This window comes from Lamprobacter sp. (assembly GCF_034860625.1).
GTDB lineage: Bacteria > Pseudomonadota > Gammaproteobacteria > Chromatiales > Chromatiaceae > Lamprobacter.
The window spans coordinates 1-25,661 of sequence record NZ_JAYESN010000003.1 but is presented as its reverse complement, the minus strand read 5'-3'; the positions used below and the strand labels follow the sequence as shown (position 1 = coordinate 25,661).

General features: G+C 62.8%; 20 protein-coding genes and 1 pseudogene. 13 read left to right on the top strand and 8 right to left on the bottom strand.

The window, feature by feature from the left end:
* Positions 1 to 13 precede the first annotated feature (13 nt).
* Complete coding sequence (locus VBE63_RS01245) at positions 14 to 574, bottom strand: hypothetical protein (RefSeq protein WP_323681173.1); 561 nt, start codon at positions 572 to 574, stop codon at positions 14 to 16.
* Positions 575 to 753: 179 nt separating this feature from the next.
* On the opposite strand from VBE63_RS01245, the gene hflK reads away from it, so the two are divergent.
* Positions 754 to 1,821, top strand: a complete 1,068-nt coding sequence (hflK, locus tag VBE63_RS01240; protein WP_323681172.1) for an FtsH protease activity modulator HflK — start codon at positions 754 to 756, stop codon at positions 1,819 to 1,821.
* Positions 1,818 to 2,777, top strand: a complete 960-nt coding sequence (gene hflC, locus VBE63_RS01235) for a protease modulator HflC (RefSeq protein WP_323681171.1) — start codon at positions 1,818 to 1,820, stop codon at positions 2,775 to 2,777. The genes hflK and hflC overlap by 4 nt, the downstream gene beginning before the upstream one ends.
* A gap of 41 nt (positions 2,778 to 2,818) precedes the next feature.
* On the opposite strand, the gene VBE63_RS01230 is transcribed toward hflC, so the two are convergent.
* The 3 genes from VBE63_RS01230 to VBE63_RS01220 all read right to left on the bottom strand — a co-directional run bounded on the left by VBE63_RS01230 (position 2,819) and on the right by VBE63_RS01220 (position 7,138).
* Complete coding sequence (locus tag VBE63_RS01230) at positions 2,819 to 2,974, bottom strand: hypothetical protein (RefSeq protein ID WP_323681170.1); 156 nt, start codon at positions 2,972 to 2,974, stop codon at positions 2,819 to 2,821.
* Positions 2,975 to 3,010: 36 nt separating this feature from the next.
* Positions 3,011 to 3,487, bottom strand: a complete 477-nt coding sequence (locus tag VBE63_RS01225) for a DUF4389 domain-containing protein (protein WP_323681169.1) — start codon at positions 3,485 to 3,487, stop codon at positions 3,011 to 3,013.
* Between the two features lie 168 nt (positions 3,488 to 3,655).
* Positions 3,656 to 7,138 carry an HAD-IC family P-type ATPase gene (locus VBE63_RS01220; protein ID WP_323681168.1) on the bottom strand — a complete coding sequence of 1,161 codons (3,483 nt, stop codon included), beginning with the start codon at positions 7,136 to 7,138 and terminating at the stop codon, positions 3,656 to 3,658.
* 499 nt (positions 7,139 to 7,637) lie between these two features.
* Here VBE63_RS01220 and VBE63_RS01215 point away from each other — a divergent pair, with 499 nt between their 5' ends.
* The 3 genes from VBE63_RS01215 (at position 7,638) to birA (ending at position 13,579) form a co-directional block, all read left to right on the top strand.
* Positions 7,638 to 10,364, top strand: coding sequence for a UPF0182 family protein (locus VBE63_RS01215; RefSeq protein WP_323681167.1), 2,727 nt, complete (start codon positions 7,638 to 7,640; stop codon positions 10,362 to 10,364).
* 85 nt (positions 10,365 to 10,449) lie between these two features.
* Positions 10,450 to 12,405 carry a peptidase M61 gene (locus tag VBE63_RS01210; RefSeq protein ID WP_323681166.1) on the top strand — a complete coding sequence of 652 codons (1,956 nt, stop codon included), beginning with the start codon at positions 10,450 to 10,452 and terminating at the stop codon, positions 12,403 to 12,405.
* Between the two features lie 103 nt (positions 12,406 to 12,508).
* Positions 12,509 to 13,579 carry a bifunctional biotin--[acetyl-CoA-carboxylase] ligase/biotin operon repressor BirA gene (birA, locus tag VBE63_RS01205; RefSeq protein WP_323681165.1) on the top strand — a complete coding sequence of 357 codons (1,071 nt, stop codon included), beginning with the start codon at positions 12,509 to 12,511 and terminating at the stop codon, positions 13,577 to 13,579.
* Between the two features lie 250 nt (positions 13,580 to 13,829).
* Here the strand turns inward: birA and VBE63_RS01200 are convergent, their stop codons facing one another.
* Entirely contained in the window at positions 13,830 to 15,659 is a 1,830-nt protein-coding gene (locus VBE63_RS01200) for an AAA family ATPase (protein WP_323681164.1), read from the bottom strand.
* A 184-nt stretch (positions 15,660 to 15,843) separates the two neighbouring features.
* On the opposite strand from VBE63_RS01200, the gene VBE63_RS01195 reads away from it, so the two are divergent.
* Entirely contained in the window at positions 15,844 to 16,023 is a 180-nt protein-coding gene (locus VBE63_RS01195; protein ID WP_323681163.1) for a hypothetical protein, read from the top strand.
* Here the strand turns inward: VBE63_RS01195 and tnpB are convergent.
* Positions 16,020 to 16,355 (bottom strand): IS66 family insertion sequence element accessory protein TnpB, encoded by a 336-nt coding sequence (gene tnpB, locus VBE63_RS01190; RefSeq protein ID WP_323681162.1) that lies wholly within the window; start codon positions 16,353 to 16,355, stop codon positions 16,020 to 16,022. The two genes, VBE63_RS01195 and tnpB, sit on opposite strands and share 4 nt — an antisense overlap.
* Positions 16,355 to 16,756, bottom strand: a complete 402-nt coding sequence (locus VBE63_RS01185) for a hypothetical protein (RefSeq protein WP_323681161.1) — start codon at positions 16,754 to 16,756, stop codon at positions 16,355 to 16,357. The genes tnpB and VBE63_RS01185 overlap by 1 nt, the downstream gene beginning before the upstream one ends.
* A 212-nt stretch (positions 16,757 to 16,968) precedes the next feature.
* On the opposite strand from VBE63_RS01185, the gene VBE63_RS01180 reads away from it, so the two are divergent.
* The 7 genes from VBE63_RS01180 to VBE63_RS01150 all read left to right on the top strand — a co-directional run bounded on the left by VBE63_RS01180 (position 16,969) and on the right by VBE63_RS01150 (position 24,639).
* Positions 16,969 to 17,280, top strand: coding sequence for a DUF4214 domain-containing protein (locus VBE63_RS01180; RefSeq protein WP_323681160.1), 312 nt, complete (start codon positions 16,969 to 16,971; stop codon positions 17,278 to 17,280).
* A gap of 31 nt (positions 17,281 to 17,311) precedes the next feature.
* Positions 17,312 to 17,521: a hypothetical protein gene (locus VBE63_RS01175; RefSeq protein ID WP_323681159.1), complete on the top strand. Its 210-nt coding sequence runs from the start codon at positions 17,312 to 17,314 to the stop codon at positions 17,519 to 17,521.
* Positions 17,522 to 17,816: 295 nt separating this feature from the next.
* The gene (gene typA / locus VBE63_RS01170) at positions 17,817 to 19,628 is read left to right on the top strand and encodes a translational GTPase TypA (protein ID WP_323681158.1); all 1,812 of its coding nucleotides are present in this window, start codon (positions 17,817 to 17,819) and stop codon (positions 19,626 to 19,628) included.
* A gap of 227 nt (positions 19,629 to 19,855) precedes the next feature.
* On the top strand, positions 19,856 to 20,827 hold the full coding sequence (dusA, locus tag VBE63_RS01165; protein WP_416274492.1) for a tRNA dihydrouridine(20/20a) synthase DusA: 972 nt from the start codon (positions 19,856 to 19,858) through the stop codon (positions 20,825 to 20,827).
* 280 nt (positions 20,828 to 21,107) lie between these two features.
* A complete protein-coding gene (locus VBE63_RS01160; protein ID WP_323681157.1) occupies positions 21,108 to 22,013 on the top strand; it encodes a DMT family transporter in 906 nt (301 codons plus the stop codon).
* Positions 22,014 to 22,574, top strand: coding sequence for a DNA-deoxyinosine glycosylase (locus VBE63_RS01155; protein WP_323681156.1), 561 nt, complete (start codon positions 22,014 to 22,016; stop codon positions 22,572 to 22,574). It begins immediately after the preceding gene.
* A gap of 463 nt (positions 22,575 to 23,037) precedes the next feature.
* Positions 23,038 to 24,639: an ATP-binding protein gene (locus VBE63_RS01150; protein ID WP_323681155.1), complete on the top strand. Its 1,602-nt coding sequence runs from the start codon at positions 23,038 to 23,040 to the stop codon at positions 24,637 to 24,639.
* A 199-nt stretch (positions 24,640 to 24,838) separates the two neighbouring features.
* Here the strand turns inward: VBE63_RS01150 and VBE63_RS01145 are convergent.
* Positions 24,839 to 25,661 (bottom strand): annotated as a pseudogene (locus VBE63_RS01145) (AAA family ATPase); the annotation flags it as partial.

Here is a 25,661-nt window from a genome sequence, read left to right as displayed (position 1 = left end):
GGCCGAATGCGGGTCAGACGCTCTGGGAGCGTCGTTGCAATGATCGTTGGGATGAAAGCGCTGGCGCTGCAAGGGATACATCGGGGCTCCTGTTGCGGTTGTCCCGCATGCTTTGGTCTGGTCGATCATGCATTGTAGCGATATCTGTTCCGCTCAAGCGATGTCTTGTCGCCGCGGGCTGCTCGTTGGCAGTCAGGGGTTGACTGTCTTTAGGGGGTTGGTCGTCTTGAGTGTGCATGGTTGGCCAGGATTGAATGAGATTAAAGGAATTACGGAACAACAGGAATCGGCCAGGCTCGAGCGCGCTGGCGATCCGCATAGAGATCCAGTGGATCAGGATTGAAGTAGACGCCGAGCATGTCGGCAGGATGAACAGGCTTGATTTGCGCAGGTTGTCGTCGATGGTGCGCCCGGCCTCGACCGCACGGCTGATTCTAGACTCAATTGTGCTGCGCATGCGTGGGCGGGAGCATTCCCGGATCGAATCGTCAACCGCGTCTGCTCCTGATGCCAGGGGCAATGCGCCCCGCAGCAGGAAAATGGTCGCCGCCGCTTCCAGACACAGCAGCTGCACGATCAGCGTGCATAAGAGAGCCGTAGACCAGGTTGAATTTGAGACACGACACAAGCCGTCAGGCCAGAATCAACACCAGGATCTTCCGAGCCGACTGCCGAGCGAAGACATCCTGCTGATATGATGGTCCAACTGGATGCCGATCATCCGCGTCCCGTCTTCCAGCAGGAGACTCACCCATGATCCAATCAGTCAGACCCGGCAACGGCCCATCCGGCCCACCCGACCTCGAGGCCCTGGTGAGCTCATTACAGAGCAAGCTCGGCAATGCATCAGGCAAGCGGCCGATCATGATCATCATCGCCGTCGTCATCGGCCTCGCGCTGATCTGGGGCGTGCTGTCGTCCTGGTACACCGTCCAGCCGGAGGAGCGCGCCGTGGTCAAGCGTTTCGGCGCCGTGATCGGCATCAATGATCCGGGCCTGCACTTCAAGATCCCGTTCGACGTCGATAGGGTGCAATTCGTCGCCACCGAGCGGGTGTTGAAACAGGAGTTCGGCTTCCGCACCACCGGCACCGGCGAGGGCGGGCGCACCACCTACAGCCCACAGCAGTTCGAGGACGAATCCCTAATGCTGACCGGCGATCTCAACATGATCGACGTCGAATGGGTGGTGCAATACCGCATCAGCGACCCGATCAAGTTCCTCTATCAGATGCGCGAGCCGACCCGCACGCTGCGCGACATCTCGGAGTCGGTGATGCGGCGTATCGTCGGCAACATGCTCGGCTCCGAGGTGCTGACGGTCGGGCGCGTCGAGATCCAGCAAAAGGCCGGCGAGGAGATCCAGGCGCTGATGGATGCCTATGATGCCGGCATCCGGATCAACACCGTCGAGATGCAGGACGTGGTGCCGCCGCCAGCGGTGCAACCAGCCTTCAACGAGGTCAACGAGGCCCGCCAAGAGCGCGAGCGGATGATCAACGAGGCGCAGAAGCGCGTGAATCAGGAGATTCCGAACGCCGAGGGCGCGGCGCTGCGCACCGTCGCCGAGGCCCAGGGCTATGCCACCGAGCGAGTCAATCGCGCCGAGGGCGAGAGCGCGCGCTTCTCGGCGGTGCTCGCCGAGTATCAGCAGGCACCGGCGGTGACTCGCTCGCGGCTGTATCTCGAGACCCTGAACGAGGTGTTGCCCAGGATCGGCCAGGTGCTGGTAGTGCAGGACGACCAGATGAGCCCACTGCCCTTGCTCGACCTCAATCGCCCAACCCAGCCAACCCCATCGACGACCGGAGGCGGCCAATGAAAGCGATCCTGACCCTGGTTGCGGCGCTGCTGCTGATCGCGGCCAGTGCCTCCATGCTCTATACCGTCGACGAGGCCGATCAGGCCATCATCGTGCAGTTTGGCCAACCCATCGGTGGCGTCATCACGGAACCCGGTCTGAAGGTCAAGCTACCCTGGCAGACCGTGCGCTACTTCGACAAGCGGTTGCTGGTCTGGGACGGCGATGTCACCCAGATCCCGACCCTGGGCCGGGAGTTCATCTTGGTCGATACCACCGCGCGCTGGCGGATCAGCGAGCCGCTGTTGTTCCTAACCAGCGTCCGTGACGAGGCCGGGGCACGGACCCGTCTCGATGACATCATCGACTCGGTAGTGCGCGACATGGTCTCATCCACCGAGCTGGAGGAGATCGTGCGTTCCAAGGACTGGGAGGTCAATGTCGAAGACCTCGAGGACCCAACCCTGGCCGACCGCAGCGATGTCAACCTGGAGATGCAGCCGAAGCTTGGCCGCGAACTGCTGGAGCAGGAGATCCTGACCCGCGCCCGCGCCTCGATGCCGGCCCTCGGCATCGAGCTCGACGACGTGCGCATCAAGCGCGTCAACTACATCAACTCGGTGCGCCAGCAGGTCGAGCAGCGCATGATCGCCGAGCGCCAATCCATCGCCGAGCGCTTCCGCTCCGAGGGTCGTGGTCGCAGCCAGGAGATCCTCGGCAACATGGAGCGTGATCTGCGCCGGATACGCTCGGTCGCCGCACGCGAGGCCGAGGAGATCCGCGGTAACGCGGACGCCGAAGCAACACGCATCTATGGCGTCGCCTTCAATGCCGACCCCGAGTTCTTCTCCTTCTTCCGCACACTGGAGAGCTACCAGGCCCTCGGCGCCAACAGCACCCTGATGCTGCGCGCGGACTCCGACTTCTTCCGCTATTTGGAGCAATCCCAGGGACCGGAATATAGTCATTTGCCCTGACTTGCGGACCAGCGGCTCTATGCGCTGCTGTTCTTCCGCAGTCATTTCTGTCCGTCGATCAGCTCAACGCGCTCGTCATCCGGCCAGGCCAGCAGGTCGTCGATGGTGCGAAGGCGCTGTGCTTCCATCGGGTGTTCCTCGCCATCACCAGCCGCGCGCATGGCCGCCTCGATGCTGTCGGGTGCCGCCGGGGGCACGACCCGGGGGCACGACCCGTTCGATGACGGCAGTTGTCACTTCGTATCGCGGCGCCAGCGCGGCGTGTAAGGCATACCCCGCGCCTCTCGCGGCCGCGAGAACGGGAAGGGTGGACGCGCATCGACGCAGGTCAAATAGCCCGCGACATCGCCCATGAAGGCCGATAGATACTCGTTGAAGCGACGTAGCATCGGGATTGGGCGCCCGGTGGCAACAATGGACAAATACTGCAGGATGGCGATCGCGAAGATGCTGTAGTTCAGCACCTCGAACAAGAGCGCATACAGCAGCATGAAGACCGCTTGCAGGAGGGTCAAGCCGATCCGGATCAGGAGATTCGGATGATCCGCGAATGGCGGCCAGCCATCGTCGCTGCCAGCGGCAACGCCAGTCGCCGCAACGCTAGCGCCAGTGCCAGCGGCGGTTGCCGTTGCCTTGGTGGATGCGTCGAGCTGCTCGTTGGCAGCCAGGGGTTGACTGTCTTGAGGGGTTTGGTCGTCTTGAGTGTGCATGGTTGGCCTCGATTGGATGCGATGAAAGGGGTGCGAAACATCAGGAGTCGGCCATGCTCAAGCCGCTGGCGACCAGAGCAGAGATCCAGCCGACCAGGATCGATGCAGAGACCGAGCGTTCTGGCAAAGCGCGTCAGCGCCTGCCAATGAATGTCCATGTATCGGATCTCAGCCCGCACGCTGGTGCCGCTGGGCGCGTGCCGAGACGGCGCGCGCCACGGCCTTGTCCAGCTCCACGATCAACAACACCGCCACGCCGATGCCCAGCGGCAGCAGCCACTCTTGCGGTTGCGGCGCGGCGGTATGGAACCACAGATGCATCAAGGGGGCATAGACGAACAAGGCCTGCAGCACCAGCATGACCGCGATCGCGATCCAGACCGCTGGATTGGTCAGCCAAAAACGCAACCGCAGTCCGGACTCGAGCAGGAAGCGGCTGTTGAGCAGATAGAAGATCTGCCCCACCACCAGGGTATTCACCGCCATGGTCTGGGCCACCGCCAGCCCTTGTCCGTTGTCGATCTCGTGCAGGAAGATCAGGATGGTGGCAACACCGATGATCAGCGACACCAGCAGGATGCGCCACAGCGCATAAGCGCCAAGGATCGGGGCATCCGGGCGCCGTGGCGGGCGGCGCATGACGCCGGGCTCGGCGGGCTCGAACGCCAGCGCCAGGGCCAGCGTCACCGAGGTGATCATATTCACCCAGAGGATCTGCACCGGCGAGAGGGGCAGCTCGAAACCGAACAGGATGGCGGCGAGGATCACCAAGCCTTGGGCGCCATTGGTCGGCAGGATGAATAGGATCGATTTGCGCAGATTGTCGTAGATGGTGCGCCCGGCCTCGACCGCACGACTGATGGAGGCGAAGTTGTCGTCGGCAAGGACGATCTCGGCGGCTTCCTTGGTCGCCTCGGTGCCTTTAATGCCCATGGCCACGCCGACATCGGCGCGCTTGAGCGCCGGGGCGTCGTTGACGCCGTCGCCGGTCATCGCCACGACCTCGCCGTTGGCTTGCAGGGCCTTGACGATGCGCAGCTTATGCTCGGGGCTGGTGCGGGCGAAGATGTCATGCTCGGCGACCAGACGCCGCAGTTCCGCCTCATCCGCGGCCTCCAGTTGCGCCCCGGCGATGGCGCCCCGCTGCTCGCCGATGCCCATCTCGCGGCCGATGGCGCTGGCGGTGCCGAGATGATCGCCGGTGATCATCTTGACGCCGATGCCGGCCGAGTGACAGGTGGCAATGGCGGCGATGGCTTCGGGCCGCGGCGGATCAATGATGCCGACCAGACCGAGGAAGATCAGCTCGGCGTCGAGGTCGGCGAGCTGAAGATCGGTCTGATCCGCATCGCTCGCGCGCGCGGCGGCGGCCAGCACGCGCAGCCCCTTGGCGCTGAGGCGCTCGACCTCGTCCTCCCAGAAGGCGCGATCGAGCGGTTCTGGCTGGCTGTCGGTGCCGCGCTGGTGCGCGCAACGATCGAGCAGGCGATCGGGCGCGCCCTTCATCAGGATGCGCGTGCGCTGCGCTTGCTCGTGAGCTAGCGCTTGCTCTTTCTCTTGCGCTCGTTCCGGTCCCGATCCCGGTCCCTGACCCGGCTCTGGCAACTGCTCGAGCGTGGCCATGAACTTATGCTCAGAGTCGAACGGGATCACCGCCCGGCGCTGGTAGCCGGTGCTGTCGAAGCCGGCCTTCAGCCCGAGGGTGCGCAAGGCGCCTTCGGTCGGCTCGCCGATCAGGCGCCATTGGCCCGCGTCCTCGATCACATCAGCGTCGTTGCAGACCGCAAACGCTTCGATCAGCGCCTGCAGGTCGGCATGCTCGGACGGCTCGATGCGCCTGTCGTCGAACGAGAGATGCCCGTCCGGGGCATAACCGACCCCGGCGATATCGTACTGGCCATGGGTGCTGATCAGATGGCGCGCGGTCATCTCGTTGCGCGTCAGGGTGCCGGTCTTGTCCGAGCAGATCACGGTCACCGAGCCGAGTGTCTCCACCGCCGGCAGCTTGCGAGTGATGGCGTTGCGCTGCGCCATCTGTTGCACGCCGAGCGCCAGGGTGATGGTCATGATCGCCGGCAAGCCTTCCGGAATCGCCGCCACCGCGAAGCCGATCGCCGCCATCATCAGGTCGCCCCAGCCCCAGTGGTGGAGCAGCCAGCCGGCCAGGGTCATGCCCGCCGCGAGACCGAGAATCACCACCGAGAGCACCCGACCGAAGGCCCCCATCTGGCGGATCAGCGGCGTGACCAGGGTGTCGACCTCGGCGATCATGCGGTTGATGCGGCCGATTTCGGTCTGCGGGCCGGTGGCGGTGACCACGCCGAGGCCACTGCCGGCGGCCACCAGGGTGCCGGAATAGCCCATGCTGAAGCGATCACCGATGCTGGCATCGTCGCTCACCGGTGCGATGCGCTTGGAGGCCGGCACCGACTCGCCGGTCAGCGCCGATTCCTCGACGCGCAGATTGGCCGCCTCGAGCAGGCGCAGATCGGCCGGGATGCGATCGCCGGCGCGCAGCCGCACCACATCGCCCGGCACCAACTGCGTGGCATCGAGCTCGCTCCAAGCACCATCGCGGCGTGCCAGTGCACTCGGCGAGAGCATCTTGCGAATCCCCGCTAGGGCCTCCTCGGCGCGCCCTTCCTGGACGAAACCGACGATGGCGTTGATCAGCACCACACCCAGGATCACCCAGGTATCGATCCAATGCCCCATGAACGCGGTGGCCACGGCGGCCGCCAGCAGGATGTAGATCAGCACATCGTGAAAATGTTTGAAGAAGCGCTTGATGGGGCCGTCGCGCGGCGGTTCCGGCAGCTTGTTCTCGCCGAGCGCATCCAGCCGCCGCGCCGCCTCGGCGCCACTGAGGCCCTGTTCTTCACTGTGCAGGGCCGCCAGCACAGCGCTGGCCTCGAGCGCGTGCGGATCGCCGACCACCGTGCCCTCGCTGGCAGTCGGCGGCGCGCGCAAAGAGTCCGCGTCGGCGCGCAGATCGACGCCACGCAGGAGCACCAGCGTGAGGAGAGCGCCAAGCAGAAACCATTCGGCACCGATCAGCCAGAGCAACACCGGCAGCCCCAACAGCAGGGTGCGGGTGCCCTGGTGATAGTGGTTGCCAGCGCGATTCAGGGTCTCGGCAATGGTCTCGAGAGCCAGCCCTTGGAAATGCTGGTCGGGAAGGCTGATCTGCAGCGCGGTCTGGTTGTAGTCACGCACCGCCAGCGCGAAGCGCACGAAGGCGGTGAACAGCAGCGCCGCGAGCAGCAGCAACTTGACCTGCACGGCGGCTTCCCCGGTGGACGCCAGGCTGAGCGTCTGCGACAGGCGATCGAGTCCCGAGCCTTGCAGCGCAAAGCCGACCACCAGGAGTCCGAGCACGAAGGTCATGGTGGCGAACAGGCTCGCCGAGAACACCCAGTTGCGCAGGGTATTGACCGCCAGGATGCCGTGATCGCCGAGCTCCCGCGTCACCTCCACCCAGGCATGGCGCAGTGCGTTCGCGCGTGCTTGGTAGGCGCGTTCGGGATGCGTGGCGACGAGCCAGCGCAGGTAGACATGGTAACCCACCAGCAGCAGGATGGCGAGCCCATCGGCGATCCAATCCAGGGTTGGACGGTCGAGGGCGGTAAGCAGTTGTTCGATGATGATCATGACATTCCAGGTCGTTGCCGCGCGCTAATTTAAATTGACCAGGTTTAAAGTGACCAGGAACGGGAGCAGTCTATAAGGCTAGAAGACGAGAGGCCGGCTGACAACCGGGTAGCCGGATGACTGGCGCCAGTTTGGATCGTCTCAGGTTCGACCGCGCATGCCTTCATGGTTCCCTCGTTGCGCGTTCGTTCCGCCAGCCAAGCCGGCGCGCGCGCGGCCGCACCGCCAGACGCACTCGCGCACGCCCGGCCGGGACCGCCAAGCCGGCGCGCGCTCGGCCGCACCGCGAGCGCCGAGTCGCTAGCCTGGCGTGACCAGCTGGGTCGAGCGTCCAGCACCTCATCGTCTCCGCCAAATGCAGGCTGAAGGATGCGCCTGCCTGTTCGGCAGTCTTGCATCCGACTAACGTCCGCGACATGATCAGCCTTATCGGCTGGAAGGCGCTCGTTAACACAGGTCACGTCAGGCTTTGACCCTCAGCACATGGAGATAACAGACGATGTTCTGGAAATCCCTAGTGAGCCTCTTAAGCGTTGCTCTCGTCGTCGTCGGCATTCCTCTCGCCATCGTCTATTTCAACGCTTTCATCGTCGACCTCTGGTGGTTCAACGCGCTCGACTATGGCTTGTACTTCTGGGCACGGGTGCTCTACCAGTCGCTCATCTTCACGGTCGTCACCTTCTTTTTCTTCCTGATGTTCTTCCTCAACTTTTGGGTCGGGTCGCGCTACCTTGGCGCGGAAACCCCGGCCCATCACGACCACCACAGCGGGCAGGAGACGCGCACGGCGGCCGTGAAAGATGGCGTCTCGGCGCCAAGGTCCAAGTACCAACGGCTGTATGATCAATTCCAGCGCGGTTCGCTCTGGTTCTACCTGCCACTCTGCCTTGCCCTCGCGCTTTTGGTCGCGATGCCGGTGTTTGCCCACTGGGAAGAGGCGCTACTGTTTTTCTTCGCTCCAAATAGTGGCCTGCAAGATCCTGCTTTTGGCAAGGACATCAGCTACTACCTGTTCTCGCTGCCGCTCTTCTCATTGATTTGGCATGAGCTGCTCACGGCCTCGCTGATCCTGTTCGTCGGTCTGGTCTTGCTCTATCAGCTCGAACTGAAGATGGTGGCCGAACCCGGCCAACGCATGCGCCGTGGCGCGCGGCTCCATCTTGGCCTAGCCATGGGCTTCGTGGTCATGATCAGCGCCTGGTATTTCGTCATGGACCGCCACATGCTGCTCTACAGCGAAGCGCACATGCCGATCTTTTCCGGTCCTGGCTATGTGGAGATGACCTTCGTCTTGCCGCTGATCTGGGCCTCCTTGATCCTGTTTCTGATCCTCGGTGGCCTGGCTATCCTCTACCTCGAGACGCGCAAGGGTCTGTTTGCGTTGATCGCGGTCGCGATCCTGTTCATTGGCACCTTGTCATTCCGCTATTCGTCGTTCGCTCCCGAACTCATGCAGGAATATCTCGTCAAGCCCAATGAACTGGATCGGCAAGCGCCTTACATCAGCCAAAACATCCAGGCGACACTGGCGGCCTACAATCTGCAAGATGTCGAAACCCGGCGCTATCCGGTAAAGGACATTCCCTGGAATACACGGACTACCGAATTCAAGGAAAGCCTGGGCAATATCCCAATTTGGGATGAGGTTGGATTGCATCAGGTGTTCCAAGAGTTGCAGGAGATTCGCGCCTACTATCGATTCAACACAATCGACGTTGATCGCTATACGGTGAACGATCGTTATCAGCAGGTCGCCGTCTCACCACGCGAGATTGATCTCGACAAACTGCCCGCTCAATCGCGTAACTGGGTCAACGAATGGATGAAGTTTACTCACGGCTACGGGGCCGTGATGGCCCCGACCGCGCAACCCAAGGCCGGCGCGATCGACTGGTTGATGCAAGGCATCCCGCCACGCTCCAACGCGGGCCTCAGCCTAGAGCAACCCGGCATCTATTACGGCACCGGGACCTATTCACCGGTGATTGCGCCCAATGAAAGCGGCGAGATCGATTACGCCAGCGATAACGAGCTTGTGCTCTCGGACTACGAGGGCAAGGGGGGCGTTCCCTTCTCCGGCCTGTTTCGACGAGCCCTCTTCGCGCTCTATTTTCGCGAGGTCAATCTGATCCTCACCGACCAGATCAACCAGGACAGCCGTCTGCTCTTTCGACGCAATATCATCGAGCGGATCTCCCGCGTCACGCCCTTCCTTCATCTCGATCCCAATCCCTACGCGGTCGTCACCTCCGAGCGGGTTTACTGGATTCAGGACGCCTACACGTTGTCCCCTTGGTTTCCCTACGCCTACTCGACGACTGCCGATCTTGATGGCGAGTTACGCCGCTTCAATTACATCCGCAATGCCGCCAAGGTTGTCGTCGATGCCTATGACGGCAGTGTCGACTACTACATCTCCGAGCCCGATGACCCCATCATTCGCGCCTATGATCGCGCCTATCCTGGCTTGCTCAAGGATATCGACGAGATGCCGGAGGATTTGAAGCAGCATGTGCGGTATCCGAAACACCTCTTCAGTCTCCAGCTCGATGTCTATGGTCGCTACCATCAGGAGAATCCGGGCACCTTCTTCAAGCAAGAGGACCTCTGGGAGTTTCCTGAAGTGCAGTGGGAACACGAACTGCATCAGATGACGCCCTACTACGTGACGATCAATCTGTTCGATGCGGACCGCTTCGAGTTCAGCCTGCTTGCGCCGATGAATCCGAAAAACAAGAACAACATGCGCGCACTGGTGGTGGCCGGGAATGATGGCGACAACTATGGCCGGATCGTCACCTATAGCTTCCCGCGCGGATCACTGGTGTATGGTCCAGCGCAGGCGGATGGATTCGTCAAACAAGACCCGGTCGTCACGCAGGAATTTGCGCTCTGGAACCGACGCGATGCACAGGCGGAGCGGGGCCGGCTGATCGTCATACCGATCGATGGCGTCATCACCTATGTCCAAGGCGTTTTTCTGCGCGCGCAGACGGGTGCCAACATCCCGCAGTTAGTGCGCCTCATCGCCAACGTCGGTCATCGCGTCTCGATGGAGCCCTCTCTGGGTGGGGCCTTCATTGCGCTCAACCGGACGGCACGGAACGAGGATGACCCTTCACAACTCGTCATCCCCATCGCTCGGCCTGCCCCTCCTCTGGAAGTGGACGACGCCGAGCAGCAACCATTGCCGGCCGCTGATACCGATGAATCTCGCGCCGATTAGCGGGGCGGAGACCTCTGTCAGCACCGCATCGGGGATCTGCTCATGCATACCCATCCAAGCCCTGTTATAGAAGGCGTCCTTCACGATGGCTGAATCGAATCCGCTGCTGTACCGCGTCGTCCCGGCTCGCCCCGAGGCCCATTGCTTCGAGGTGATGCTCGAGATCCCAGCACCCGACAGCGAGACGCTGCAGGTCTCGATGCCGGCCTGGATACCGGGCAGCTATATGATTCGGGACTTTGCGCGCAATCTGCTCAGCCTTGTGGCGCAGCAAGCTGCGCGCCCGGTGGCGCTGGAGAAACTGGACAAGCAGACCTGGCGGCTCACTGGACTCTCGCCGCAGGCCGGCCCGGTGCAGCTGAGCTATGAAGTCTATGCCTGGGAGCTGACCGTTCGCTCGGCGCATCTTGACCGGAATCATGCCTATTACAACGGCACCAGTCTGTTCCTCTGCGTCGCAGGTGCCGAGGAGCGGCCGTGCCAGGTCGAGATCCTGCCGCCGCCGGGCGCGATTGGGACGCAGTGGCAGGTGGCGACCAGTCTGGCCCGAGATGGCGCCCCGGCCTGGGGCTTCGGGCGCTATCGGGCCGATGACTATGCCGATCTGATCGATCATCCCGTCGAGATGGGCGTCTTCGATCGCATCGCCTTCAAGGTCGAGGGGGTACCGCATTGGATGACGATCAGCGGACGGCATCGCGCGGATCTCAGGCGGCTGACGCTGGATCTGCCGCGTATCTGCGCCGAGCATGCCGCCCTGTTCGGCGAGCTGCCGATCGATCGCTACCTGTTCCTGACGCAGCTGGTGGGCGATGGTTATGGGGGCCTTGAGCATCGGTTTTCGACCAGCCTGTTGGCCAATCGCGACGATCTGCCGGCGTTGGCATGGTCCGGCCAGGACGACACCAGCGGCGGGCTGATCGCCGAGGGTCGCGCAACGGACCCAAGCCCAGCGGTGCTGCCGCAGGCCACTAGCCCTGCTCTGATGCAGGCGCCGCAGCCGCCCGCTGAGGGCTACCGACGCTTCCTTGGGCTCTGCAGCCACGAGTATTTCCATCTTTGGAACGTGAAGCGCATCCGGCCACGCGCCTTTGCCGAGCAGGGCTTGGAGCGCGAGGTGCACACGCGGCTGCTCTGGGCCTTTGAGGGCATCACCTCGTACTATGATGATCTGGCGTTGGTACGCAGCGGGGTGATTGATGCCAAGGCCTATCTGACCCTGCTCGCCGAACTCATCACCCGCGTGCAGCGCAATCCTGGGCGGCTGCGGCAGAGCGTGGCTGAGTCCAGCTTTGACGCCTGGACGCGCTTCTATAAGCAGGACGAGAACGCGCCCAATGCCATCGTCAGCTACTATGCCAAGGGCGCCCTGACCGCGCTGGCTCTCGATCTGACCATCCGTAACGGCACGCAGCATCGCAAGAGCCTAGATGATGTGATGCGCGCTCTCTGGCAGGGCTACGGGCGCACCGACGTTGGCATCGGCGAGCGTGAGGTCGAGCAGGTGGCGGCCGAGGTCAGCGGCCTCGATCTCACCGGGTTCTTCGAGCATGCGCTCGATTCGACCGATGATCTGGAGCTGGCGCCCTTGCTGAGGACGGTTGCAGTCGAGATGCGGCTGCGGCCCGCGACCAGCGCCAAGGACAATGGCGGTTGTGTCGAGCGCTTCGAGCCGATTCAGGCGCGACCCGATATCGGCGCGCGGCTGCAGCCCGACAGCGCCGAGGCACGGCTTGGGGTGGTGCTGGATGGACGGCCGGCACAACGTGCTGGACTCTCGGCGGGTGATCTGATCATCGCGGTGGATGGGCTGCGGGCAAACGCTGGTAATCTCGATACTTTGATCTCGCGAGCGGCTGGTCTCGGGCCAATTCGAGTGCATGCCTTCCGTCGTGATGAACTGTTCGAGACCGAAGTGCTGCCGGAGCCAGCGCCGGCCGATACCTGCGAGCTGCGGCTGGACGAAGAAGCCGCCGATGCCGCCCGTGCTTGGCGTGATCTCTGGCTGGCGTCGTCGGTTGATCGCCCCCTGGTCGTCTGAGCTTTGGGCGCTCTGGTTGTCATGATTAGGTTAGGTTGAAGATTGTCGCGGCGTTATCTGCGTCATCTGCGTCTTATAGTTGACAACTGATGGTCTGGTACCAATGAGCCCACGTTCATATGAGATCCTGCGACTGCTGGCGGATGGCAAGCCGCGCTCGGGTGAGGCCATTGCAGCCGCGGTGGGGATTAGCCGCGCGGCGGTGTGGAAGATCTTGCATACGCTCGACACTGAACTCGACCTGGGCATCGAATCGGTGCGCGGACAGGGCTATCATCTACCGGAGCCGATGGAACTGCTATCGCTGGACGCCATTCGCGCGCAGCTCGATGCGGAGACCGAGCAATCGATCAGGAGGCTTGAGATTCTCGCGGAGATCGATTCGACCAACGCCTATTTGCTTGAGCGTGGTCGGCGAGACATGCACTTTGTCGCTGATGCTGATGCTGGCTTTAGCGCTGGCCCTCACTTTAGTACCGGTGAGATCTGCCTGGCCGAACGCCAGAGTGCTGGTCGCGGTCGGTTAGGACGGCACTGGGTATCGCCCTTCGGACGCAACATCTATCTCTCGATCCTCTGGCGTTATCCGTTAGCGCCAGCGCAGCTTGGCGGATTGAGCCTGGCCTGTGGGCTCGCGGTTGCGCAAGCTCTCGACGGGCTCGGCGTTGACGGAGTCGGACTCAAGTGGCCGAACGATATTCACTGGCAGCGGCGTAAGCTTGCTGGTCTGCTGCTCGAAGTGGCTGGCGAGGCGCAGGGTCCAAGCTTGGTTGTGGTCGGGGTTGGCCTGAATCTGCGACTGCGCGCTCAGGAGGCGGCCAGAATCGATCAGCCCTGGGTCGATCTGCGCGCGATTTGTGGTGATCGAGCACCTGGCCGTAACGCGCTTACTGCCGCGCTCATCGAGGGTCTGATCGCGACCCTCAGTCGCTATACCGACGCCGGCCTGGCGCCCTTCCTGGAGGACTGGCGTCGGTTCGATGCCTATCCGGGCGAGCAGGCTACCTTGCTCGCCGGCCAGCACCGGATTCTGGGCAGATATGGCGGGATCGATGCCCAGGGCAATCTGCTGCTTGAGACCGATACCGGTCGTCGCACCTTTGCGTCCGGTGAGGTCAGTCTGAGGGCGATGGGCAGTAGCACTCGGCTTCGAACCTTGAAGGCCGGTCCTTAGATGATCACAAGCAGATGATCAAAAGCCCCCTGCGCAGAGGTCAATCGCTGTTGGGCAAGGTTTGAGGGGCGAGAGAGGACACTGGAAGTCGAGCTCATAGGCTTCTGCGTGATCGTGGGGCCATTCGAGCCATCCTTGGTGACAATCTCGTGATTTTCCTACAAGGGTGCGGTTGTCTGGCCTGGGGTGTCGGTTTGGCTGAGGTGCTGCCGAGCAGTGGCTGCGCCTGGGCAACGGCTGCGGCCTGGTCTTAGGGGGATGCGATATCGGGCTCGTATCCGCGCTGCTGAAGCGACGCCCCCGGCGTACTCCGCCACAGCAGCCGTTCAAACCCCAGCGCGACCACCGCATGGGTGTGCAGACGCAGGCGCTCGCCATAGGCCTGTTCCAGCCCCGCGCGGTGATGCCTGAGCTGGGCCTCGGCTTGGTCCAACGCTGCGGTGACCTGGGGTAGGGTGGCCAGTTCATCACGCGTACGCTCCCGCAACGGCCCAGCAGAGCATCCAATGTCCGGCAAGCTCAGGTACTTGAACTCCAGCAGATGATCCAAGAGCGCGAAGCGGCGCATTTCCTCGCGCACGATCAGGGACAGATCGGCATGGCCGCGTGCGATGGCAGTTTCCGAGTCCATCACATAGAAGATGTCGGCAAAGAGCGCGATGAGAAAGACCGTCTTCACGGTCAGCTCGTTCGACCAACGATAGTCCCGATTGTCGAACACCCGCAGGTGGTGGGTCTCCAGCACCTCGATCAGCGGGCCGAGGTCGCCGTTGGTGTAGAAGTTCTCAGCGGCGGCGCGCAGGCTTTCGCGCTCGGGGTACTCCGGAAACAGCTGGTCGCGGAACTTCTCGACATAGAGCTTGCGGATGACCAGATTCGGTACCCCCAGCACCAGCCGCCCCATGGCGTCCTGATCCTTCAGCGTGAGCGCCCCCAGGAAATACAACAGCGAACCGAGAAAGGGCGCATCCTTGGGCGCCCGGCGCATATCCTCTACCCCAAAGCGATGCGCCAGGCTGGCGATCACCGGCGGATGCTCGGGATCGAGCGCGGCGCCGATGAGTTCCTGCCCATGCGGCTGACGGGCGACAAAGTCGATGCGGTTGCGGTCCATGGCGAGGTTGCTGTCGAGCATCTCTCGCGGAGGCTGCCCGCTGGAAGCCAGATGCTTGAAGAAATACAGCGCCAGCGTCGGATTGTAGAGCCCCGGGCCTGGCTCGTAGCCGAAGCGATAGCCGTTGTACCAGGTGCGCATGGTCGCCAACATGCGCGCTGACCAGCCCGGGTCACCCGAGTCGCGGCCTAGCTCGGTGGCGAGCTGATCGAGCACGCCAGCGACCTCCGCCTCGGTGAAGCCGCAGAGGTCGATGAAGCGCGCATCCAGGCTGATGTCTTCTGAGACGTTATAGCCGCTGGAGACGTCCGCTAGCACCACCGGTGACACCCCAGTAATAAACACTCGATCAATCCCCGCCCCCGATGCCAAGGATTTGACCGCCTTGAACACCGTCTTCAGCAGCCCTTCGCCCGAGACCAGCGCATCGTAATCAGCACGCCGCCTGTGCAGCAGTTCATTGGCGAAGTTGTCGTATTCGTCGATTAAGAGATAGAGATCGTGTCCTTGGGCGCGGGCGGCACTGACGGCCGAACGAAAGGCCACCAGGCCATCGCTCGGATGGGCCTGGAGCGTGCCACCGAGCCGATCGGCATAACGTACCTCAAAATCGGCGACCTGGGCATTGAGATGGTTGTGCAGGGCCTGGCGGATCTCCGCCAGACTGCCGCTGGCATCGACCATGGAGAAATCCCAGCGCAGCACGAAGTAGCTATTGCGCCGCTTGGTGGGCTCACGGCCAATGGCCAGCCCGCCGAACAGCGCATCGAATTCCCCGGCACGGGCGAGATCGTAGTAGTTCTCCAGCGTCGTCAGCCAGGCGGTCTTACCGAAGCGGCGCGGGCGCAGCAAGAGCAGTTGCTTGCCGGCCTCCTCCAGCGTGCGGATGCGCTCGGTGCGATCCGCGTAGTAGTAACCTTCGCTGCGAATGGCGTTGAAGTCAGCGGTACCGTAAGGGAATATCATGATGGATGACCGAAAAGCGGGGCACGCGGGAAGTGTAATGGAGCAGGCAGCGTCACATCGCCCTGACGTGCCACATCCACGCCTTGAGGCCTCGACCCTTTCCCGCTGCATTCGTCTCAACGTCTTAACCACCGCCCGCGCCGCTGCTCCCGACGGCGCCGGGCATCGCCGGAGTCGATGAGCCATGTCGGCGAGTCCAGCATGCATCCCCGTGTCAGCGGCTGTCAGTCTGCGCGACCCCGCTTCTGTTTGGCGAGCGGCACATCAGTTGCTCGCAAGCCGGGCCGATGCCGCCGAGCTCTTCGCCCGCGCGCTCGCATTGCTGGAACCCGAGACAGCCAATGATCCGCACCGTCTGCGCTAGTCCTCGGTCATCCCGGCCTCCTCGGGGTTGCCGTTCCAGAGCAGGATCTGCAGCTCGCGGGCTGAGAGCTGCTGGCTGGCCTGTGCTGAGGTGGGCCACCAGGTGAGACGACCTTGGGAGAGGCGTTTCTGGCACAGCCAGAAGCCCTGTCCGTCATAACACAACAGCTTCAGGGCGGTTGCACGGCGGTTGCGAAAGACGAAGATGGTGCCGCTGAAGGGGTCTTGTGCAAGCTGCGCTCGACACAGTGCCGCCAGTCCATCGATGCCGCGACAGAAATCCGCCGATTCCAGGGCGACGAAGATCCGGCTTTGTGGGGTCAGTTGCACCATCAGTCCGCTCCCAGAAAGCGCTCGAGCACGGCCTGGGCATCGCGGCTGTCACCGGACTCGATGCGCAGGCGCAGGCCGTCGGGACGGATCAGCTCCAACGCGGCCGGTGCGAACCGCGTCATCGGCGCCGGCGTCAGTTCGACAAAGGTCGCCGCGGGTTGGCCGGGGCGCTGGTCACCGCTGAGCAGGTAGCGACGTCGCTTGAGATCGCCGCGCTTGAGTCGCAGCCGGCGGGTCACTCGGGACAACCCATCACGTTCAACCAGGGCGATCGCCGCTCTCCAGAGTGACTCGGGAATGCGTTCCCCGGGGCGCTTCTGTTGGCGCCAGTGCGCGAAATGCTCGGCGACCTCTTCCAGCGTTAACGGCGATGACGGTAGCGGGACGGTTGCGGTGTTCATAAGGGCCTCCGGTGATGGCTTTGCACCGGCGACATCCTAGTCACTACCCTCTCAAGGGATCACGCACGCTTGCCGGAACTACACGCCCAGCAGGGTGCGCTGACCAGCCAGGAGCTGGTCGAGACGCTGTTCGGCTCGATGTTGCAACGCGCACCAAGCGAGCAGGAGCGCACCAGCTGGACCCAAGTCTTGGGGAGCGCTCAGCGGGCGCGTTGCTGCTGGACCTGGCGCAACAGCCTGAGTACTTGGCGCTCCAGGAAGACAGTTTGCTGCTCAACAGTCTCTATCTCTCCATTTTGGATCGCGCGCCGGATGACGTCGGTTTGGCCTGGTGGGAGAGCCAACTGGCTCAGAACGATGATAACCTTGGTGCCATCGCTGGGTTCATGAACAGCAGCGAGTACCAGGAGAGGTTCTTACCCGCGGCTTCTGATAGCCCAGCCAGTGGCTTCGATGACGGCAACGAGCTGGCCCTGATCGGCCAGACGGTGCCTGCCGATCTCGGAGAGCTGCTGCTGGGATAGGCCGCCCGGCTTGGGCGCTGCCGAGCGGAATGTGAAGCCGATCGATGTGCCAGCGGTGATCCCGGATGTGCCGCGCTTCCGCGAGCGCTTCGCGGAGGATGGGATCGACTTCACCTTTGCGCCCTTTTCTGGCGTCTATGAAGGGCGACGCTATCCCGATGCTTACACGGCAGCGGAGCGCGAAGCTTTAGGCATGACCGAGGCGGATTCTGCTGTGCATCGCACCAGTCAATCTGGGTGATAGCCAGGCAAGGGCCAACAGGCTTACAACGATCGGCGTAGGGACTCTGGGCGCTCCTGCGAAAGCGCTGCTGAGGCATGCTGCTAGGCACCTGATCGCAGTCTGATACAACTTGCCCCGCTTATTGCCCCGGCTAGCGGTGATCACACCCCGGCTGATGCTGTTTGGGTGCATAATGGGACGTTACAGCGGTGGTGCGTCTCGCAGCGCCCCTGAGCACCGTTCCTCCTTCCCGTTGATCCTTGATGTCTGGTCATTGGCGCCTGTTGCCGATGGCCTTGGAGCTATCTGTCCCGTGACCGAGCAATTACGCAACATCGCCATCATCGCCCATGTCGATCATGGCAAAACCACTCTCGTCGATGAGCTGCTGTCGCAATCGGGCACCCTCGGCGATCGCTTCGGCCCGGTCGAGCGGGTGATGGACTCCAATGATCTGGAGCGCGAGCGCGGCATCACCATCCTGTCGAAGAACACCGCGATCGATTGGAACGGCTACCGCATCAATATCGTCGACACCCCCGGTCACGCTGATTTTGGTGGTGAGGTCGAGCGCGTGCTATCGATGGTCGACTCGGTGCTGCTGCTGGTCGATGCGCAAGAGGGACCGATGCCGCAGACGCGTTTCGTCACCAGCAAGGCCTTCCAGCATGGGCTGCGGCCAATTCTGGTGGTGAATAAGGTGGATCGGCCTGGTGCTCGGCCAAGCTGGGTGGTCGATCAGGTGTTCGATCTATTTGACCGGCTTGGGGCGAGCGACGAGCAGCTGGATTTCCCGATCATTTATGCCTCGGGGATCAATGGCTATGCCAGTCTTGAGGAGGATGTACAGGAAGGCACCATGACGCCGCTGTTCGAGGCGATCGTTGAGCACTGTCCGCCACCGGAGGTGATTCCGGACGCGCCGTTTCAGATGCAAGTCTCGACGCTGGACTATTCGAGCTTCGTTGGTGCCATCGCCGTCGGCCGCATTCGTCGCGGTATCGTCAAGCCGAATCAGCAGATCACCGTGATCAAGCGCGACGGACGTACCCACAAGGCCAAGGTTGGGTTGGTCTATGGCTATCTGGGACTGGATCGCTTTGAGGTACCGAGCGCTCATGCGGGCGATATCGTTGCGCTGACCGGCATCGATGCGCCGAATGTCTCGGACACCCTTTGCGATCCAAATTCGGTCGAGGCGCTGCCTTCACTGACCGTGGATGAGCCGACGGTGTCGATGACCTTTCAGGTCAACACCTCGCCGTTTGCCGGCAAGGAAGGCAAGTACCTCACCTCGCGCCAGCTCAAGGACCGGCTCGAGCGCGAACTGATCCACAATGTCGCGCTGCGGGTGGAGGAAGGCAATGATCCGGAGAAGTTCCGCGTCTCCGGGCGCGGCGAGCTGCACCTGTCGATCCTGCTCGAGAACATGCGCCGCGAGGGCTATGAGCTGGCGGTCTCGCGCCCGGAGGTCATCTTCCGCGAGATCGATGGCCAGATCTGCGAGCCCTATGAGCAGCTGACCGTCGATGTCGATGAGACCAGCCAGGGCGCGATCATGCAGGCACTCGGCGAGCGTCGCGCGGAGCTGAAGGATATGGTGCCGGACGGCAAGGGCCGGGTGCGGCTCGACTACGAGGTGCCTTCGCGTGGGCTGATCGGCTTCCAGACCGAGTTCATGTCGCTGACCTCGGGCACCGGGCTCAAGTATCACGTCTTCGATCATTATGGGCCGGCGCACTCAGGTGGCATCGCCAAGCGGCGCAATGGCGCGATGATCTCTAATGGCCAAGGCAAGGTGCTCGGTTATGCGCTGTTCAACCTGCAGGAGCGCGGACGCATGCTCGCTTCGCCGGGCGATGAGGTCTATGAGGGGCAGATCGTTGGCATCCACTCGCGCGAGAACGATCTGGTGGTCAATCCGCTCAAGGCCAAGCAGTTGACCAACATCCGCGCCGCCGGCTCCGATGAGAATATTTTGCTGACCCCGCCGGTGCGCTTCAGTCTCGAGCAGGCGCTCGAGTTCATCGAAGACGACGAGCTGGTCGAGATCACCCCAACCGCGATTCGCATCCGCAAGCGTTTCCTCAAGGAACATGAGCGCAAGCGGGCAGGGCGGGGGTAGATGCCGATGCTGCTAGTCTCTGTCGATGGTCGAGTCCTTGGTGCAATCTGCAATGGTGCAGAGTGATTTCTTAGTCCGACTTGGTGTTGTCTTGGCACAGATGTGCGGTGCTGAGCATCGATCAGCTGTGAGTGTTGCGAGCCTTGGTGTACCAAATCACAGGAAAAAGACAGGAAGAATCAGCTAAGCCGCTGAATCGATTAAGTAGAGTGCTGTCAGTCGCGCCGATGATGGATTGGACTGATTCGCATTACCGCTACTTTGCGCGACTGTTGTCGCGGCACACGCTGCTCTACACCGAGATGGTCACCACCGGCGCGCTGATCCATGGTGATCGCGCGCGGTTTCTGCACTATAACCCTGCTGAGCATCCGCTGGCGCTGCAACTCGGTGGCTCGGACCCAGCCGAGCTGGCTCGATGTGCGCACATGGGTGCCGATTGGGGCTACGACGAGATCAACCTCAACGTCGGCTGCCCATCGGATCGGGTGCAGAACGGGCGCTTTGGTGCTTGCTTGATGGCCGAGCCAACGTTGGTGGCCGACTGCGTGGCGGCGATGAAAGCGGCGGTGGCGATCCCGGTCACGGTCAAGAGCCGCATCGGGATCGATGATCGAGATAGCTATGAGGAGTTAGTAGCCTTTACGCAAGCGGTCGTCGCGGCCGGCTGCGATGCGTTGATCGTGCATGCGCGCAAGGCTTGGCTCCAGGGCCTGAGCCCGCGCGAGAACCGAGAGGTGCCGCCATTGCGCTGGGACTGGGTGCTGGCGCTAAAGCGGGCGTTTCCGGCGCTGCCGATGGTGCTCAATGGCGGCGTGACGCGTCTGGATCAGGTCGAGGAGCTGCTCAGCGAGCAGCAAGTCGACGGCGTGATGATTGGTCGCGAGGCCTATCAGAATCCGTGGCTGCTGGCTGATGTCGATCGGCGCCTCTTTGGTGCCGAGAATCCCGTTTCGACGCCGCAGCAGGCGCTAGATGCCTTCATTCCTTACGTTGAACAGCAACGAGCCAAAGGCGTGCCACTGGCGTCGATGACCCGACATCTGCTTGGACTCTTCCATGGCTGCCCAGGCGCCAAGGCTTGGCGACGCACGCTCAGCGAACAGGCGCATCGTACCGGGGCCGGGATTGAGGTCCTGAATGCTGCGGCTGCTCAGGTTCGGACGAGGGTGCAGGATTGCGAGCTGACCAGTGCTTGATCCGGCGCCTGATCTAGTGGCTGAGCCCGAGCCTGATGCAGCGCCCGATACAAGCGGCTGATCCGATGCCTGACCCAGCGCCCGATCTAGTGCCCGACCCAGTGCCTGATGTTGCGAGCGCGTTGCCAAGCGTTGTTCCGTTCAGCGCTTGGCCTTTCATTTGGGGTCGGCGCGCTGAAAGGGGGCAGCGTGATGGCAAGCGTTGGCCTGGACGTCTGCTCGGAGCGAGTGCCGAGGAGCGCTTGCGACCCTGGCTTTGCAGGGCCTTGGCGACTGGTCGATGAGCTGGCTGCTGCTCACGCTCATCTGCGCCTTCAGCATCGCCTCCGCAGATGCGGCGACCAAGGCCTGGCTGCAAGGGTTCTCGGCGCGCGAGTTGACCCTGATCCGCTTCACGCTGACCGGTGCGCTCCTCTCTCCCCTGCTGGTCTGGCTGCCTGATCTTGGTGCCTTGCCGGCGCCGTTCTGGGGCTGGCTCAGCGTTCTGGTGCCGCTCGAGATCGGTGCCATGCTGCTCTACATGGCCGCGATTCGGGATCATCCGCTGTCGCTGACCTTGCCGTATCTGGCCTTTACGCCGGTGTTCTCGATGGCGATCGCAGCCTTGGTGCTGGGCGAGCGGGTCAGTCTGATCGGGCTGGTCGGCGTCTTGCTGATCGTTGCCGGCGCCTGGCTGCTGAACGTCGAGCAGGCGCGACGGGATGACTGGCGCACCTGGCTACGGCCGCTGAGCGCGATCCGTTGGGAGGCGGGCTCGCGCATGATGCTCGGCGTGGCGCTGCTGTATGGGCTGACCTCGACCCTCGGCAAGGTGGCCCTGCTGTATCTGCCATCGGCGGCCTTTGGCGCCTTCTATTTCGCCGTCGTCGGCCTGTTGGCGATTCCGCTGCTGCTGTTGGTGCCGATCGGCGGCGCGCGGTTGGCGCTGCGACCCGCGTTGCGGCGCCTGGCTCGCCGGCCTGGTGCGGTGCTGGCGGTCGCAGCACTCAATGGGGTGATGGTGATCACCCATTTCATGGCGCTGCGCCTGACCGAGGTGGCCTATATGATTGCGGTGAAGCGCAGCAGCTTGCTGTTCGGCATCCTCTATGGGGCGCTCCTGTTTCGTGAGCCGAATCTGGCCAGCCGGATGCCTGGTGGGGTGCTGATGTTGGCCGGTGTGTTTGTGATTCTGTTGGCGGCATGAATGGCTGATCGCGATAGGATCACCATCGCGGCGCAGCTCAAAACGGCTTTCCCGCCGGTCGTTGGCCCTGGCGCGCGGGTGTTGATCCTCGGCTCGATGCCGGGCGAGGCGTCACTGCGGCAGCAGCAATACTATGGCCATCCGCGCAACGCCTTTTGGCCGATCCTCAGCGAGCTGCTTGGGATCGCATCGCAGGCGAGCTATTCGGAGCGCTGTGCCGCGCTGGTCGCGCGCGGAATCGCGCTCTGGGATGTGATCGCGGCTTGCGAACGCCCAGGCAGTCTCGATCAGGCGATTCGGTCGGAGACGGTTCGCGTCAATGACTTCGGGGCCTTCTTCGACGCCACACCAGGGATCGTGCAGATCGTCTTTAACGGTGGCACGGCCGAGCGTGAATACCGTCGGCGAGTTCTTCCCGGGTTACAGCCCAGATACCGCGAGATTCAACAGCATCGGCTGCCCTCGACCAGTCCGGCGCATGCCGCGCTGCGGTTTGAGCAGAAGCTTGCGGCCTGGCGGTCTATTCTCGACTGGGTTAGTGCCGATCAAAGTGCCAGATAAGGCGATTACCGGAAAATCTCGTACCGAATTGCGTAGGATTTTCGTTTGCCTTCAAGGGGCGTTGTCGGGAGCATAGCCGGGCTATGTGACCGACAACGCGACGCGGAAGGCGAGCGAAAAGACAAGCAAGGCGGTATGAGATTTGACAGAAATCGCCTAACGACTCCGAGGTCCGGCTTCTCAAGACCGCCGCATCCCGCGCTGGATGAGCCGGTCGCCGAACTTGTCTCTGATCGCAGCGCAGCGCGAAGTCACGGTTGTGTCGCTCCGCCCAACGCGATGGCCCGATCGCTCTCACCGCGCGCCGTGCCGCCGCTATCGCATCCAGGCATTCAAGCCCAGTGCTATGCTTTCCGCAGACAACGACAAAGCCCCCCGCTGGCCGCTCCAGCGTCCGCCTGCATCGCGCAGACAGGGCAGGGCGCTGTTGCTGCGCCATCTGGCCCCTGTACCGAGCACAACCATGCAGCGATTCTTCAACAACGCCGGCCCGATCAAGCCGGAGATGCACTACCACCTACCGCTGTTGCAGCGTCTGGACTGGGAAGAGATTCAGCAGCTCATGCGTGAGCAGCGCTACTTCGTGCTGCATGCCCCGCGCCAGACCGGCAAGACCAGCACCCTGCTGGCGATGATGCAGGCGCTCAACGCCTCCGGCGACTACGCCTGTGCCTACGCCAACATTGAAGGTGCCCAGGCGGCGCGCGGGGATGAGACTCAAGGCATACCGGCGGCCTGTAGCGCCATTGCCCGCAGCATTGAGGACTACACCCAGAACCCGGCGCTCAATCAGTGGTGGATGCAGGAGGGACGCCAGCACCAAGCCCAAGACCAGCTGACTCAGCTGTTGCGCCACTGGGCCAAGATCACGACCCAGCCCACCATCCTGCTGCTCGACGAGGTCGATGCCCTGGTGGGCGACACCCTGATCTCCTTGCTGCGCCAGATCCGCGCCGGCTACGCCCAGCGCCCCGAGTCGTTTCCACAATCCATCCTCCTCTGCGGCGTGCGCGACGTGCGCGATTACCGCCTGGAGCAGGAAGGCGCCCAGGTCATCACCGGCGGCAGTGCCTTCAACATCAAGGCCAAGTCCCTGCGCATGGGCAACTTCACCGAGGCCGAAACCCGCGCCCTCTGGTTGCAACATACCGAGGCCACCGGCCAGCGGTTCGATGAAGCCATCTTCGCCGAGCTATGGGAAGACAGCCGCGGCCAGCCCTGGCTGGTCAATGCCCTAGGCTATGAAGTGACCTGGGAAAACCGCGCCGCCCGGGATCGCCGCCAGCCCATCAGCCTGATCGACTACCAGACCGCCCGCGAGCGCCTGATCCAATCGCGCGCCACCCATCTGGACCAGCTCAGCGACAAGCTCAGAGAGCCTCGGGTACATGGCGTGCTACAAGCGCTGCTGACCGGCGAGGAAGACAGCCTGGACAACCTGACGATGGACGATCAGCAGTATGTGGAAGACCTGGGGCTGATCGTCACCCGCCCCGGTGTGCGCATCAGCAACCGCCTCTACCAAGAGGTCATCCCCCGCGAGCTGAGCTGGATTGCGCAAACCCGCATCCCCAATCAGGAGCAGGTCTGGTACATCGACCCCGACCACCGCCTGAACATGCCCAAACTCCTGGCCGCCTTCCAGCAATTCTTCCGCGAACACGCCGACAGCTGGAGTGAGGGCTTTGATTACAAGGAAGCCGCCCCGCAGTTGCTAATGCAGGCCTTTTTGCAGCGCATCATCAACGGCGGCGGCCGCTTAACCCGAGAATACGGACTCGGGCGCAAGCGCACCGATCTGCTGATCGAATGGCCGTTGGACCCCGAGCAGGGCATGTACGGCCCGTTGCAACGGGTCGTCATCGAACTCAAACTGCTGCGCGGCAAGCTCGATGCGGTGATCCAGACCGGGCTGGCGCAGACCCTGGACTACTGCCGGCGGGTCGGCGCCGACGAGGCCCACTTAGTCATCTTCAACCGCCATCCCAAGGTCTCCTGGAACAAGAAGATCTGGCACAAGCCCGCGAGCCTTGAAGGATTCAGTATTGGGGTTTGGGGCGCGTAGCTCGATCAGCTCGATCAGCGCCATCGGGTGGTACAGAGTACAGAGTACAGAGTACAGAGTACAGAGTACAGAGTACAGAGTACAGAGTACAGAGTACTAGAGTACAGAGTACAGAGGCAGGCTCAAGGCGGATGCCGGGGAGCAAACAGGGTCGACTGGGTTGAACCGTCATCCTGTCCGCCATCTCTGGCGATGCCTCTCACGGCGACACCCCCGGCGTGCTGCGCCACACCAGCCGCTCGAAGCCCAGCGCCACCACGGCATGGGTGTGCAGGCGCAAGCGCGTGCCATAAGCCTGCTCCAGCCCCTGGCGGTAGCGGGCGAGCTGAGCTTCAGCAGCATCCAGGGCACTGGCCACTGAGGGGAGGGCGGCCAGGTCCTCGCGCGAGGACTCCCGCAGTCGCTCAGCCGAAAGCCCAGTATCCGCCAAGCTCAGGTACTTGAACTCCAGCAGATGATCCAACAACGCGAAGCGGCGCATCTCCTCGCGTACGATCAGCGACAGATCCGCATGGCTGCGGGCAATCGCGGTCTCCGAGTCCATCACATAGAAGATATCGGCAAAGAGCGCGATCAAAAAGACGGTTTTCACCGTCAGCTCGTTCGACCAGCGGTAGTCGCGGTTGTCGAACACACGCAGGTGGTGGGTCTCTAGCACCTCGATCAGTGGCGCAAGGTCGCCGTTGGTATAGAAGCCGTCAGCGGCGGCACGCAGGCTTTCGCGCTGCGGGTATTCCGGGAACAACTGGTCGCGGAACTTCTCGACATAGAGCTTGCGGATGACCAGATTCGGCACACCAAGCACGAGCCGCCCCATGGCATCCTGATCCTTCAGCGTCAGCGCACCGAGGAAATACAACAGCGAGCCAAGAAAGGGCGCGTCCTTGGGCGCGCGGCGCATGTCCTCGACCCCAAAGCGATGCGCCAGGCTGGCGATCACCGGCGGGTGTTCGGGATCGAGCGCGGCGCCAATGAGCTCCTGACCATGCGGCTGACGCGCGACGAAGTCGATGCGGTTGCGG

What these genes read in the sequence shown, in the direction of transcription:
- VBE63_RS01155 (WP_323681156.1), top strand. Translation starts at nt 22,014, where the DNA reads ATGGCTGATCGCGATAGGATCACCATCGCGGCGCAGCTCAAAACGGCT.
- VBE63_RS01195 (WP_323681163.1), top strand. Translation starts at nt 15,844, where the DNA reads ATGTCGGCGAGTCCAGCATGCATCCCCGTGTCAGCGGCTGTCAGTCTG.
- VBE63_RS01150 (WP_323681155.1), top strand. Translation starts at nt 23,038, where the DNA reads ATGCAGCGATTCTTCAACAACGCCGGCCCGATCAAGCCGGAGATGCAC.
- VBE63_RS01160 (WP_323681157.1), top strand. Translation starts at nt 21,108, where the DNA reads ATGAGCTGGCTGCTGCTCACGCTCATCTGCGCCTTCAGCATCGCCTCC.
- VBE63_RS01185 (WP_323681161.1), bottom strand. Translation starts at nt 16,756, where the DNA reads ATGAACACCGCAACCGTCCCGCTACCGTCATCGCCGTTAACGCTGGAA.
- hflK (WP_323681172.1), top strand. Translation starts at nt 754, where the DNA reads ATGATCCAATCAGTCAGACCCGGCAACGGCCCATCCGGCCCACCCGAC.
- VBE63_RS01200 (WP_323681164.1), bottom strand. Translation starts at nt 15,659, where the DNA reads ATGATATTCCCTTACGGTACCGCTGACTTCAACGCCATTCGCAGCGAA.
- tnpB (WP_323681162.1), bottom strand. Translation starts at nt 16,355, where the DNA reads ATGGTGCAACTGACCCCACAAAGCCGGATCTTCGTCGCCCTGGAATCG.
- VBE63_RS01220 (WP_323681168.1), bottom strand. Translation starts at nt 7,138, where the DNA reads ATGATCATCATCGAACAACTGCTTACCGCCCTCGACCGTCCAACCCTG.
- VBE63_RS01210 (WP_323681166.1), top strand. Translation starts at nt 10,450, where the DNA reads ATGGCTGAATCGAATCCGCTGCTGTACCGCGTCGTCCCGGCTCGCCCC.
- VBE63_RS01225 (WP_323681169.1), bottom strand. Translation starts at nt 3,487, where the DNA reads ATGCACACTCAAGACGACCAAACCCCTCAAGACAGTCAACCCCTGGCT.
- dusA (WP_416274492.1), top strand. Translation starts at nt 19,856, where the DNA reads ATGATGGATTGGACTGATTCGCATTACCGCTACTTTGCGCGACTGTTG.
- hflC (WP_323681171.1), top strand. Translation starts at nt 1,818, where the DNA reads ATGAAAGCGATCCTGACCCTGGTTGCGGCGCTGCTGCTGATCGCGGCC.
- VBE63_RS01215 (WP_323681167.1), top strand. Translation starts at nt 7,638, where the DNA reads ATGTTCTGGAAATCCCTAGTGAGCCTCTTAAGCGTTGCTCTCGTCGTC.
- birA (WP_323681165.1), top strand. Translation starts at nt 12,509, where the DNA reads ATGAGCCCACGTTCATATGAGATCCTGCGACTGCTGGCGGATGGCAAG.